The organism is Imhoffiella purpurea (assembly GCF_000585215.1).
Lineage (GTDB): Bacteria > Pseudomonadota > Gammaproteobacteria > Chromatiales > Chromatiaceae > Imhoffiella > Imhoffiella purpurea.
This window is the reverse complement of sequence record NZ_AONC01000030.1, coordinates 16,060-29,219: the sequence shown is the minus strand read 5'-3', so window position 1 is coordinate 29,219 and position 13,160 is coordinate 16,060. Positions and strand designations below refer to the sequence as shown.

At 65.7% G+C, this 13,160-nt stretch carries 12 protein-coding genes; all 12 read right to left on the bottom strand.

From position 1 onward, the window contains the following. Positions 1-21: 21 nt before the first annotated feature. Positions 22-1,668, bottom strand: coding sequence for a glycosyltransferase family 39 protein (locus D779_RS10785; RefSeq protein WP_052348043.1), 1,647 nt, complete (start codon positions 1,666-1,668; stop codon positions 22-24). Positions 1,669-1,835: 167 nt separating this feature from the next. Then, entirely contained in the window at positions 1,836-2,423 is a 588-nt protein-coding gene (gene rnhB, locus D779_RS10780) for a ribonuclease HII (protein ID WP_043753623.1), read from the bottom strand. Further along, positions 2,420-3,577 (bottom strand): lipid-A-disaccharide synthase, encoded by a 1,158-nt coding sequence (gene lpxB / locus D779_RS10775; protein WP_043753620.1) that lies wholly within the window; start codon positions 3,575-3,577, stop codon positions 2,420-2,422. The genes rnhB and lpxB overlap by 4 nt, the downstream gene beginning before the upstream one ends. A 9-nt stretch (positions 3,578-3,586) precedes the next feature. After that, positions 3,587-4,357, bottom strand: coding sequence for an acyl-ACP--UDP-N-acetylglucosamine O-acyltransferase (lpxA, locus tag D779_RS10770; RefSeq protein ID WP_052348042.1), 771 nt, complete (start codon positions 4,355-4,357; stop codon positions 3,587-3,589). Beyond that, the gene (gene fabZ, locus D779_RS10765; protein ID WP_043753614.1) at positions 4,354-4,866 is read right to left on the bottom strand and encodes a 3-hydroxyacyl-ACP dehydratase FabZ; all 513 of its coding nucleotides are present in this window, start codon (positions 4,864-4,866) and stop codon (positions 4,354-4,356) included. The genes lpxA and fabZ overlap by 4 nt, the downstream gene beginning before the upstream one ends. After that, positions 4,866-5,912 (bottom strand): UDP-3-O-(3-hydroxymyristoyl)glucosamine N-acyltransferase, encoded by a 1,047-nt coding sequence (gene lpxD, locus D779_RS10760; protein WP_043753611.1) that lies wholly within the window; start codon positions 5,910-5,912, stop codon positions 4,866-4,868. The genes fabZ and lpxD overlap by 1 nt, the downstream gene beginning before the upstream one ends. A 72-nt stretch (positions 5,913-5,984) precedes the next feature. Next, positions 5,985-6,488, bottom strand: a complete 504-nt coding sequence (locus tag D779_RS10755; RefSeq protein ID WP_043753690.1) for an OmpH family outer membrane protein — start codon at positions 6,486-6,488, stop codon at positions 5,985-5,987. 43 nt (positions 6,489-6,531) lie between these two features. Further along, positions 6,532-8,877 (bottom strand): outer membrane protein assembly factor BamA, encoded by a 2,346-nt coding sequence (bamA, locus tag D779_RS10750; protein ID WP_043753610.1) that lies wholly within the window; start codon positions 8,875-8,877, stop codon positions 6,532-6,534. A 76-nt stretch (positions 8,878-8,953) separates the two neighbouring features. Further along, positions 8,954-10,321: an RIP metalloprotease RseP gene (gene rseP / locus D779_RS10745; protein WP_043753607.1), complete on the bottom strand. Its 1,368-nt coding sequence runs from the start codon at positions 10,319-10,321 to the stop codon at positions 8,954-8,956. A 16-nt stretch (positions 10,322-10,337) separates the two neighbouring features. Continuing rightward, positions 10,338-11,525, bottom strand: coding sequence for a 1-deoxy-D-xylulose-5-phosphate reductoisomerase (gene ispC / locus D779_RS10740; RefSeq protein WP_043753604.1), 1,188 nt, complete (start codon positions 11,523-11,525; stop codon positions 10,338-10,340). A 13-nt stretch (positions 11,526-11,538) separates the two neighbouring features. Beyond that, positions 11,539-12,372 (bottom strand): phosphatidate cytidylyltransferase, encoded by an 834-nt coding sequence (locus D779_RS10735; protein ID WP_052348041.1) that lies wholly within the window; start codon positions 12,370-12,372, stop codon positions 11,539-11,541. Then, the gene (locus D779_RS10730) at positions 12,359-13,147 is read right to left on the bottom strand and encodes an isoprenyl transferase (RefSeq protein ID WP_094300784.1); all 789 of its coding nucleotides are present in this window, start codon (positions 13,145-13,147) and stop codon (positions 12,359-12,361) included. Before D779_RS10730 ends, D779_RS10735 begins: the two co-directional genes overlap by 14 nt. Positions 13,148-13,160 lie beyond the last annotated feature (13 nt).

Here is a 13,160-nt window from a genome sequence, read left to right as displayed (position 1 = left end):
AGGTCCGCGCGCCTCCAGGGCCTAGGTGCCTTGCGAGCTGTCGATCGCACCCCCAGGCTTCGAACCCCCGCCTGGGACATCGAGGATGAACCACTGCCAGGTTCCGGCCAGAGGGATGGGCGTCCCCAGGGGCCCGAGCGCGCTCAAGAGCGCCTCGGACGGGCTCAATAGGATCATCCGATCGAAGCCCGGAGGAATGACCGGTGGAGCGTCGGAGGAGTCACCCCAGATCCGGACCTGGGGCTGGAGACGATAGGCCAGAGAGATCAATTCGCCGGTCGCGATTCCCGACCTGGACGCGCTGGCCAGAACCAGCGTGCGGCCACCGGCGTTCGCGGCCTCGGCCACCTCCAGATTGCTGGCGCTGAAATTCTTGTTCGACCAGGTGGAGGCCAGCATGATGCGGGATTCGGACAGGGCGCCCAGGACCACGAGAACCGCCAAGGCGATCACCCCAACTCTCCTCGAACGAGATCCGGAAGGCTCCGCGATCAGTTGCCCGATGACCCAGGCGACCATCAGCTGGACCGCGAGAATCGCCGGCAGAGCGTAACGCACATGCAGCGACCGGCTTCCGCCGAGCAGCAGATCCGGACCGAGCACGACGCCCACATAGACGACCAGGGTGAGCAGTAGCATCCACATCCCCGACCGAGGTGCAAGACGCAGGAAGCGCCAGAGCGCCCATATCAGAGGCATCAGGAGCAGCCCCCACCAGGGCTCGGCCCCGGGGGACAGGTCGACGAAGGCCGCCGCCAGATGGTCCGACCAGGCGGCGAGGATGTCGGTCAGGCCGATCGGCCTCGTCATCCAGGCGGTGAACTGGTCGACCCGCTCCTGCCCCCTCGCCAGCACCCACAGCCAAGGCGAAAAGAGCGATACCGCGGCGAGGACGCTGACCGACCAGCGGATGGCCAGGACCTTGACACGCGAGATCGGCCGCCGGGCCTGAATCTGGTCGGCCAGCCCGAAGAGTCCATGGACCGGGATCATGAGCAGAAAGAGCAGATGGGTATAACAGCCCAAGACGACCGAGATGCCGTAGATCCACCAGTCGCCCCTTCTGTCGTGCCTCAGGGCGCGGACCAGCGCGGCGCTGGAGACGACCAGCATGAGCATCCAGAGCGCGTACTGACGCGCCTCCTGGGCATAGAGGAGCTGCAGGGGGGAGCAGGCGACCAGGATCGCCGCCACCCAGGGTACGGGTCCGCGGCCGAAAAGCTCGCGCATCAGCCAGTAGATCGCCGGAATGAGCAGGACGCCGAACAGGGCGGACAGACCGCGCGCCGCTACGATCGGCTCGACCGGCAGCCCCGTCGCCAGACGGGTCAGGATGTAATAGAGCGGAGCATGTTCGGGATGGCTGGCGAAGGCCGCCATTGCATCCGCCCAGGTCAGGGACGGATCGGGCATCTGATAGCGCAGCAGATCCGCCGGGGTCAGCAGCGTCTCGCTGAAGATGTGCGAGAGCGTCTCGGCCTGGGCGTAACCGAAGACCCGGATCAGGGTGAAGACCTCGTCGTGCCAGACCAGCAGGTGATCCAGACCGAACAGACGCACCGAGGCGGCAACCAGGACGATCGCACCCGCGATGAGATGGAAGGAAACACCGAGATCTGCCGCAGAGGTGCGGCCAGCGACGGCGGTCGGGGCGGACGGGCGCTCCAAGGGGATTGTCCTGAAAAGGCCTCATCGTCGTCCTGACCCAGGGACAGACAGGCATTGCACGGAGTCGCCCCAGACGCGGTGGGACCGATGAGGCAATGCCCCCGACCGCGGCGCACCTATCATAGCTCGATTCGCCGCAATTCGGCGGATCGCGATCGAGGCCGGAACTAGCCGGACGATTCCGCGAGCGACCTTCGCACCGGACCGAAGCTGCGCCGATGATGCGGACAGGGACCGAGCCGACGCAAGGCATCCAGATGTGCAGGGGTCGGATAGCCCTTGTGCACGGCGAAGCCGTAACCGGGAAAATCGCGATCCAGCCGAACCAATAGCCGGTCCCGGGCGACCTTGGCGAGGATCGAGGCCGCGCCGATCTCCATGACGCTCGCATCGCCGCCGACGATGGCGCGCGAATCCATATCCCAGTCCGGACAGCGATTGCCGTCGACGAGCACTTGGGAGGGACGCACGGACAGCGCCTCAACCGCCCTGCGCATGGCCAGCATGGTCGCGTGGAGGATGTTGAGCCGATCGATCTCCTCGACGCTCGCCCAGGCGACGGCATAGGCGAGCGCGCCGTCGCGGATCGCGATCTCGAGCCGTTCGCGGCGCGCCGCCGTCAGCTTCTTGGAGTCATTGATACCCACGATGGGACGCGCCGGATCCAGGATCACGGCCGCGGCCGCGACCGGTCCGGCCAGCGGACCGCGGCCGGCCTCGTCGACACCGGCGACGAGTCCCTGCAGCTGCGTCACGTGCTCCGGCTCCCGGCCAGATCCACGAGCACCCTGGCCGCCTCGCCGGCCGCGCCGCGCCGCAGATCGCGATGGATCCGCGCGTATTCGGAGTGAATCTCGGCAACCCGCGCCGGATCCTCGAGGAAGGCGAGCACCGCCGGGGCCAGCAGTTCGGGGCTGCAGCGCGACTGAATCAGCTCGGGCGCCAATTCGCGCCCGGCGAGCAGATTCGCCATGGCGATATGGGGCACCTTGATCAGCCCCAGCCGCTTCACCAGATGATAGGAAATGGGATGGACCCGATAGGCGACCACCATCGGTCGCTTGAAGAGCAGCCCCTCCAGGGTCGCCGTACCCGAGGCCGTCAGCAGACAGTCGGCCGCCGCCATGGCCTCTCGGCTGTGTCCGTCGACCAGGAGCGCTGGCAGGTCGGGCGCCAGGCGCGCCAGGGCATCGGCGAACATGGCGCGCAATCTGGGGGTCACGCAGGGCACCACGAATCGCAGATCCGGCCGCGCGTCGAGACAACGCCGTGCCGTCGCGATGAAGGGCGCGGCCAGGCGCTGCATCTCGCCGACGCGGCTCCCCGGCAGGATGGCGACGACCGTCCCCGCGGACGGCAGTCCGAGCGCGGCTCGCGCCGCCTCCCGGTCGACCTCCAGCGGAATCTCGTCGGCCAAGGGATGACCGACATAGGTCGCCGGCACACCGTGCCGTCGCAGAAAGGTCTCCTCGAAGGGAAAGACGCTCAGCATCAGATCGACCGAGCGCCGAATGCCCTTGACCCGCCCCGGACGCCAGGCCCAGACCGTGGGACTGACGAGATGGGCGGTCCTGATGCCGGACTCGCGCAGACGCCGCTCGAGTCCCAAATTGAAATCCGGGGCATCCACGCCGATGAAGATGTCGGGCGGATCGGCGAGGAAATAGCGCACCAGCGCCCGCCTCAAGCCCAGAAGCTCGCGCAGGTGGCCCAGCACCTCCATCAGCCCCATGACCGATAATCGTTCCATCTCGAAGAGCGTCTCGCACCCCTCGGCCAGCATGTGGGGACCGGCGACCCCGACGAAGCGCGCATCCGGGAACAGACGACGCATCTCGCGAACGATGGCCGCGCCGAGAAGATCGCCGGAGGCCTCGTTGGCCACGATACCGACAGTGAAGGGACGCATCCGGAGCTCCTAGCGCACCAGACCGCGATTGGTCGCGGCCAGAAAGTCGGCGAAAATCGCCAACTCCGGTTGGTCGTCGACCATGCCGCGAATGCGCTGGACCGCCTCGTCGAGCTTGAGGCCCGACATATAGAGCGACCTGTAGGCCCGCTTGATGGCCTGAATGCTCTCCGGGGTGAATCCGCGCCGGCGCAGCCCTTCGCCGTTGATGCCGTGCGGCTCGGCCGGATGACCGCCGACCATCACGTAGGGCGGCACGTTCCGGCTCAGGACCGAGCCCATTGCACAGAAGCTGTGTGCGCCGATGCGGCAGAACTGATGCACGATGGTGAAGCCGCCGAGGATGGCCCAGTCCTGGATCTCGACATGCCCGCCCAATGATGCGGCGTTCGCCATGATGATCCGATTGCCGATACGGCAGTCGTGCGCCACATGCGTATAGGCCATGAAGAGATTGTCGTCGCCGATGCGGGTGACGCCCTGGTCCTGCACCGTCCCTCGGTGCAGGGTCGCGAACTCGCGAATCTGATTGCGATCCCCGATCTCGAGGCGAGTCGGCTCGCCGCCGTACTTCTTATCCTGCGGATCCTCGCCGACCGAGGCGAACTGGAAGATGCGGTTGTCGCGACCGATCGACGTCGGCCCGCGCACCACGGCATGCGGACCGATACGGGTCCCGGCACCGATCCGGACCCCGGACTCGATGACGGCGAAGGGGCCGACCTCGACGCTGGGGTCGAGCTCGGCCCCTGGATCGACCAGAGCTGAGGGATGGATCAAGCGGTGAAGTCCCGCGCCGTGCACATGATCTCGGCCGTCGCCACGACCTTGTCGTCGACGCGCGCTTCGCCATCGAACTTCCAGATCCCGCGGCGCACCGGCCCCAGCTTGACCTCCATGATCAGCTGATCGCCCGGCTCCACCGGACGCTTGAAACGGGCCTTGTCGATCCCGACGAAATAATAGAGCGACTTTTCACCGACCTCTTCCGGCCGCGAGGCCATCGCCAGCAGCCCGGTCGCCTGGGCCATCGCCTCGACGATCAGGACCCCCGGCATGACGGGTCGCACAGGAAAATGCCCAGTGAAAAACGGCTCATTGAAGGTGACGTTCTTCAAGGCGATCAGATAGTCGTCGACCTTGAAATCGACGACCCTGTCGACCAGCAGAAACGGATAGCGGTGCGGCAAGAGACTCAGCACCTTATGGATATCCATGGTGCCGATGACGTCCTCCGCGCGACTGCGCTGCTGATCGGAATCCGCTGACACCGGATGCGATCCATCCATCAGGATTCCTCCCGCCCTTGTGCTTGATTCATGATTTCCAGAGATGTCTCGAGTTGCTTCAATCGACGCGCCAGCTCGTCGAGCTGTCTGAAGCGCGCCACGTTGCGTCGCCAGGCGCCGCTCGGCATCGCCGGGATGCCGCTGCTGTAGACGCCTGGCTCCAGAAAGGACTTGGTCACCATCGCCATGCCGGTGAAATGCACGTTGTCCGCGATCTCGAGGTGGCCGGCCATGCCGACCGCCCCGGCGATGGTGCAGTTGCGGCCGATACGGGTCGAGCCCGAGATGCCGGTGTTGGCCGCCATCGCGGTATTGTCGCCGATTTCGACGTTGTGTCCGATCTGAATATGGTTGTCGAGCTTGACGCCATCGCCCAGAACCGTATCGCCGATGGCGCCGCGATCGACACAGGTATTGGCCCCGATCTCGACGTCGTCGCCCAGAACGGCACGTCCGATCTGGGGGATCCGCACCCAGCGCTCGCCATCGCGGGCGAAGCCGAAGCCCTCGCGCCCGATCACGGCTCCAGGATGCAGCAAGGCGCGCCGCCCGACCTGGGTTCCGGCGCACAGCGTCACCCGGGCGACCAGACGCGAATCCTCACCGATCCGGACGCCCTGGCCGATGACGCAGCTCGGCCCGACGAAGACCCCGGCGCCGATCACGGCGTCGGCCTCGACCACCGTCAGCGGACCGACCCAGGCCGTCGGATCGATCCGCGCGCTCGGATCCACCGCCGCGCTCGGATGCACCCCGCCGACCACGGGCGCGGGCGGGTGCAGGATACGCGCCGCCTCGGCGAAGGTCAGGTAAGGATTCTTGCTGACCAGGACCGGAACCGGACACTGGTCGGCGTCGGCCTCGGACAGGATCACGGCGGATGCCCTGGTCTCGGCGAGGCGAGCGCGGTACTTGGCGTCGCCGAGAAAGGACAGGGTTCCTTCGGCGGCCTGGTTCAGCTGGGCCACACGGGAAACCAGAACATCGCCATCGCCACGCAGGGACGCGCCCACACGCGCGGCGAGCTCAGTGAGATTGATCTCCAAGCCTTCTCTCCGATGGTGATGCGTCTCGCCACCCGAGGAACGGGGCGAGAGATGGAGGCCGTACCCGCAGCGTCACTTCTTCTCGAGCTCGGCCTTGTTCTCGAACTCGGCCTTGAGCCGCTCGATGACCAGATCCGAGATGTCGATCCGCGGATTGGAATAGACCAGGCCATCGCTCAGGATGAGGTCGATCTTCTGCTCCTTGGCGAGTTCGACGACCACCTCCTGGACCTGGCGCCCCAGCTTGGTCCGAAGCTCGTTCTGACGCAGGGCGAAATCCTCCTGGAATTCGTCGCGGGCATACTTGAGCCGCCGGGTACGGCTGCGGATGTCGTTCTGCAGCCGCTGCACCTCGTTCTCGCTCATGAGCGCGCCATCGCGCTCGAGCTTGCTCTGCAGCGAGGCGATCTGTTCCTGCTGTTCGCGCAGGGTGCGCTCGCGCTCCTCGACCTCACGCTGCAGCGCGTCGCGCGCGGCCTCGTACTGGGGCGACTGCTCCACCACGCGATTGGGATCGACCACCGCGATACGATAGTCTCCTGCCATGGCCGGGGGCTGAAGCACCGCCAGCAGCATGAAAACGCCGATTGCAAGGATCTTCACGAACACACTCAACCCACTAGAAGGTCTGACCGAACCCGAATTGGAAGACCTGTGTCTCGTCGCCATCCTCCTCGTTGAGGGGGAAGGCCAGGCTCACCGAGAGCGCCCCGACCGGCGACAGCCAGGTCGCGGACAGACCGGTGGAATAGCGCAGATCGCCCAGATCGAACCCGGTCGAGGTCAGCAGATCGGAATCGGACGTCGCCCAGACGTTGCCGAAATCGAAGAAGGCGCCCAGTCGCAGCGATTTCTCGAACTGCCCGCCGACGGGCGCGGGGGCGAAGAACTCCAGACTGCCGGCCAGTTTGAGGTTGCCGCCGACCGGATCGTCGGTGCTGATCTCGCGCGGTCCCAGCGAGTTCGCGACCCAGCCGCGCACCGAGCGCGGACCGCCCGCGTAATAGTTCTCGAAGAAGGGCAATGTGTCGGTGTCGCCAAACCCGTCACCGTAGGCGACATCCCCCGACAGTGCGAAGACATAGCGCGAGGTCAGGGAGACGAAATGCTGCTCCGAATAGCTGACCTTGTAATACTGCAGATCGCTGCCCGGAACCGACACCTCGCCATAGAGCGTCCGGGTAAAACCCGAGGTCGGGAAGATGGCCGTGTCCCGGGTGTCGTCCGAATAGGTGGCGGACAGGATGAAATCGTGGAAGGTATTGCCGTTGTCCGCTACGAACTGCTGGGCGACGTCCGACTGGCCCGCGGTGAAATCCGTGTACTCGTAGCGGATGCCAAGCCCGGCGCGGCTGGTATCCGTGATGGGGAGACCGAAGTTCATGCCGGCGACGCCCACGTCGGTCGAGTAGTCGGCACCGATCAGCTCGTCGTAGTCGGTCTCGCGATACGAGAGGTTGAAACCGCGGCTGATGCCGTCGACCGTATAATAGGGATTGCTGTAGCCGAGCTGGTACAGACGGGTCGAGGTGCTGGTATTGAACGCCAGGGACACCTTCTTGCCCGTTCCCAGGAAGTTGTTCTGGGTGATGCTGGCGTTCAGCAGGATACCCTGGGACTGCGAGAAGCCGACACCGGCAGCCAGGTTGCCCGCCGGCTTCTCCTTGACCGTCACGTCCACGTCCACCTGATCGGCGGACCCGGGAACCGGGGGCGTCTCGATCGAAACCTCGTCGAAATAGCCCAGACGCTGGAGCCGTTCCCTGGATTTGCGGACCAGATCGGCCGAGAACCAGGCCGTCTCCAGCTGGCGCATCTCGCGGCGCAGCACCTCGTCGCGGGTGCGGGTGTTGCCCTTCATGTTGACCCGGCGGACATAGACCCGCTTGCCGGAATCGACGAAGAAGGTGACGGCGACCTCATGAGCCTGGTCGTCGATCTCCGGGACCGTGTTGACGTTGGCGAAGGCATAGCCCTCGTCGCCCAGCAGGTTGGAGATGCGTTCGGCGCTCTCGGTCGTAGCCTTGCGCGAGAAGAATTCGCCGCGCTTGAGCTGAATCAGCGGAAAGAGCTTCTCGACCGGAACCGAGGGCTCGCCGGCGAGCCGGATGTCGCTGACGCGGAAGGGCTCGCCCTCCTCGATGACGACGGTGACGTAGATCTCCTTCTTGTCCGCGCTGATCGAGACCTGGGTCGACTTGATGTCGAACTTGATGTAGCCGCGGTCCAAATAGAAGGAGCGCAGGGTCTCCAGATCACCCGCGAGCTTCTGCTTGGAATACTGATCGTTCTTGGTATAGAAGGAATTCCAGCGCGTGGGACCGAGCTGGAACTGTTTGCGCAGTTCCTTCTCGGTGAATGCCTCGGAGCCGATGATGTTGATCTGTTTGATCCGGGCGGTCAGTCCCTCGATCACCTCGATGTCGATTCCGACCCGGTTGCGCTCGAGCGGCGAAACCGTGGACTGGATGATCACGCCGTACTTGCCGCGGGCGAAATACTGACGCTCCAGTTCCTGCTCGATGCGGTCGAGCACGGAACGGTTGAACACCCGCCCCTCCTTGAGCCCGATATCGGCGAGGGCGTTGGTGAGCGCCTCGGTCTCGATGTCCTTGTTGCCGCTGATCTTGATCTCGGCGATGGCCGGTCGCTCGCGCACCCAGACCACCAGGACGTTGCCGTCGCGCTCGACCCGCACGTCGTCGAAGAAGCCGGTCTGGTAGAGGGCGCGGATGATCCCGCCGGTGACGTCGTCGCCGACCGTGTCGCCCACCTGGACGGGCAGATAATTGAAAACGGTCCCAGGGGCGATGCGCTGCAGCCCCTCGACCCGGATGTCGGCGACCTGAAAGACGGCCGCCTCGGCGGCCGCGCTCGGATAGAGGAGAACGGGGGAGAAAAGAACGGCGAACAGCAGATAGGTTTGCCGGACGCCACCGCGTAGAATCTGAGAGATCGCGCGCAAGAGGGGTTCCCCTTATCAAGCCCAAGTCAGCCAGAAGTCGGCATCCAAGGCGCGCTAGTATAAGGGAACAGTGTATTCAGCCCAATAGCCGCGACAGATCCACGTAGAAGGCGAGCGTCATCAGCATGGCCAATAGCAGGAATCCGACCTTCTGCCCCTGGATCTGGGCCTGCTCCGAGACCGGGCTGCCCTTGATCCACTCGATCAGGAAATACATCAGGTGCCCTCCGTCCAGAACCGGGATGGGCAACAGGTTGAGCACGCCCAGGCTGATGCTGACCACGGCCAGGAACTTGACGAAGGAGTCGAGCCCGTAGCTCGCCGTGCGACCGGCCGTCTCGGCGATGGTGATGGGACCGCTCAGATTCTGGATCGATGCCTCGCCGATCAGCATCCGCCCCATCACCTTGAGCATCAGCACACTGGTATCCAGGGTCTTGTCGAAGGCCTGACGCATGGCGTCCACGGGGCCATAGCGGACATCGACCAGATAGCCGTCCATGAGATCGTCCGGCACCAGAACGCCGGCACCGATTCGGCCGACACTCGCCCCCTCCTCGGATTCGAGCGCGCGCGGCGTCATCCGAATCTCGCGCAGCGAACCGTCGGCGCCCTCGACATCCAGCGTCAGGGTCTGGCCCGGGCGCTCGCGCACCAACGACACCAATGCCTTCCAGGAGGTGATGGCCGAACCGTCCACCGTTAGGACGCGATCACCCAACCGCAGACCGGCGAGATCGGCCGGCTCGCCCGCGACCACCTCGCCGATCACCGGGGGCAGCTCGGGACGGCGCGGCTGAAAACCGAGCCGGCCGATCAGGTCGGGCTCCTCGGCCAGATTGGAGACGGTGTCGCCGGAGATCCAGCGATCCCTCTCGAGACCCGAATCATCGCGTACCCGCACGACCATGTCCTGGCCCTTCATGGCATCCACGGTGAAGGCGAAGACGGCCGTCTCCCAGCTCCCCGCGGGACGATCGCCGATGGTCAGCAGCTCGTCACCCGGCTGGAAACCTGCCTCGGCGGCGATGGAATCGGGCTCGACGCCCGCGACGACCGGTTTGAGGCCCGTATCGCCGACCATGAAGATGGCCCAGTAGGCGAAAATGGCGAACAGCAGATTGAACAAGGGACCGGCGAACACGATCGCCGAGCGCTTCCACAACGCCTGCCGATTGAAGGCCCGGCCCAGCTCGCCCTCGGGTACCGGCTCCTCGCGTTCGTCGAGCATCTTGACGTAACCGCCCAGCGGAAAGAGCGCGAGCACGTATTCGGTGTCGTCCGGATGGCGCTGCCAGCGCAGCAGTGGCCGGCCGAACCCGATCGAGAACCTCAACACCTTGACGCCCAGCCGGCGCGCGACCCAGAAATGACCGAATTCGTGCACCGCGATCAGAATCGCGAGGGCGACCAGGAAGGAGCCGATGGTGAAAAGCGTATCCATAGGGCGATATCAGGGATCAGGAGCGACGGGTTTGAACCAGGTGCTCGGCGCAGTCGCGGGCGCGGCGATCGACGTCGAGCAGGAAATCCACCCCCTGCCCTTCGACGCCCTCCTCGGGCATGGCGTCGAGCGTACCCTCGACCACGGCGGCGATGCCCGGCAGGTCGATGCGACGATCGAGGAAGGCGGCCACCGCGATCTCGTTGGCGGCATTGAGCACGGCCGGAGCCGTACCGCCCTGCCGAGCGGCCTGGAAGGCCAGCGCGAGACAGGGGAAGCGCATCATGTCGGGCTCCTGGAAGTCGAGCCGGGCCACGGCGAAGAGATCGAGCGGGGCTACGCCCGAGTCGAACCGCTCCGGCCAGGCCATGGCATGCGCGATCGGGGTGCGCATGTCCGGGTTGCCGAGCTGGGCGAGCACCGAACCGTCTTCGTATTGAACCATGGAATGGATGACGCTCTGGGGATGCACGACCACCTGTATATGGTCGGTATCGGTCCCGAACAACCAGCAGGCCTCGATGACCTCCAGCCCCTTGTTCATCATGGTCGCCGAATCGACCGAGATCTTGCGCCCCATGGCCCAGGTCGGATGGGCGCAGGCCTGCTCCGGGGTGACCGAGGAGAGCTGCTCGATCGGCCAGTCGCGCAGCGGCCCGCCCGAGGCGGTGAGCAGGATGCGTCTCACCCCGACCTCGGCCAGGCCCTTGGAGAAATCGGGCGGCAGACACTGGAAGATGGCGTTGTGCTCGCTGTCGATCGGCAGCAGTTCGGCGCCGCTCTCTTCGACGGCCTTCATCAGCAGGGCACCGGCCACGACCAGGGATTCCTTGTTCGCCAGCAGGACGCGCTTGCCGGCCTTGGCCGCCGCCAGGGTCGGACGCAGACCGGCCGCGCCGACGATGGCCGCCATCACATGGTCGACCTCGGGAAGCGCGGCGACCTGCTCCAGTCCCTCCACCCCGGTGAGGATCTCGGGCGGCTGCGACATGTCGGCGAGCAGATCGGCCAGACGCCGCGCGGCGTCCGGATCCACCATGACGGCATAGCGCGGACGGTGCTGCCGACACTGCTCGGCCAGCCGCTCCGCATCCCGGTTGGCGGTCAGCGCCACGGCGCGGAAACGGTCGGAATGCCGAGCCATGACATCGAGCGTACTGACTCCAATGGAGCCGGTCGCACCCAGTACGGTTACGCCTATCACAATCCTACTCCGATCACATGAGGGCCCAGGTCATTCCCAGGGCAAACAGTGGTGCGGCCGCGGTGAGACTGTCGATACGGTCCAGCAGGCCACCATGGCCCGGCAGAATCTGGCTCGAATCCTTGAGACCGCGGCGGCGTTTCAGGAAACTTTCGTAAAGATCTCCGACGATCGAGATCGAAGCCGCGAAGGCGCAGAAGAGCAATACCAGCAGACCGGCCCACCAGCCGAGCGATTGCTGCCAGGCGAACAGCAGACCGCAGAAGGCCGCGCCCGCGATCCCGCCATAGACGCCCGCCAGGGTCTTGCCGGGACTCACCGCGGGCGCCAGCTTGGCGCGCCCCCAGCGGCGCCCGACGAAATAGGCTAGGGAATCGGCGGTCCAGATGATCACCAGGAGGAAGAGCACCAGCGCCGGGCCGATCCGATGCAGATCGACCAGTGCGGCCCAGGGCGCCACCAGCACCAGCAGACCGACCGGAAGCAGCAGGGGCTGCAGACCGGATACCGGCAGGACCTCGCGCATCCGCAGCATCCGCACCGACTGGGCGATCCACCAGGGAACGCTGAGCCCGATCAGCCAGAGGCGCCAGTCCGCTTGCGGCCAGAGCAGGCCCATGCAGGCCGCGATGAGCGCCAGATAGGCGGCGCGTTGCGGGAGCGAGACGAGACCCGCCAGTCCGCACCACTCCCAGCCGGCCCCCATCACCACCAGGCCGAAGAAGAGGGCGAACGCCGGAGTCGGCAGCCAGAGCACGGCGGCGATGACCAGCGGCCCGAGAACGACGGCGGTCAGGGTGCGCTGCCGCAGGCTGCTCGATACCTGCAAGACCTCAACCCCGTCCATAGACCGCCACGAGAGGAGCGGATTGAACCTGCTCGCCGGTCATCCCGAAGCGGCGCTGACGCCGCCCGTATTCGGTTAGCGCCAAGGCGTATGCCTCCTCGTCGAAATCCGGCCACAGCCGGTCGGAGAAATAGAGTTCGGAATAGGCGGACTGCCAAAGCACGAAATTGCTCAAGCGCTGCTCGCCCCCAGTGCGGATGAAAAGATCGGGCTCGGGCAGATCCGGGAAGGACAGCCTGCTGGAGAGCGCCTGCTCGTCGACGGCGTCCGGATCCAGCAGACCGGCCTGGACATCGGCGACCAGCCTTCGCGCGGCCTGAGCGATATCCCAGCGTCCGCCGTAGTTGGCGGCCACCTGCAGGTTGAGCGCGGTATTGCCCGCGGTGAGGGCCTCGGCCTCGGCGATCCGATGCTGAAGCTTCTCGGGAAAGGCGGTGCGCTCGCCGATGACCCGAAAGCGCACATTGTTCTCGTGCATGCGCCGGACCTCGCCGCGCAGGGCGCTGATGAACAGCTCCATGAGCACGTTCACCTCTGAGCGCGGGCGCTGCCAGTTCTCGCTGCTGAAGGCGAACAGGGTCAGGGTCCCGACGCCGCGGCGCACGCTCTCCTCGACCACGGCGCGCACGCTCTTGACGCCCTCGCGATGACCGGCGGTACGCGGGAGATTGCGCTGTTTGGCCCAGCGCCCGTTGCCGTCCATGATGATGGCGACGTGCCTGGGAATGCGTTCGTTGGGCTCTGAAGCGAGCGCGGCGGGTGCTGCTGTTTCCACGATGGTGTCGATC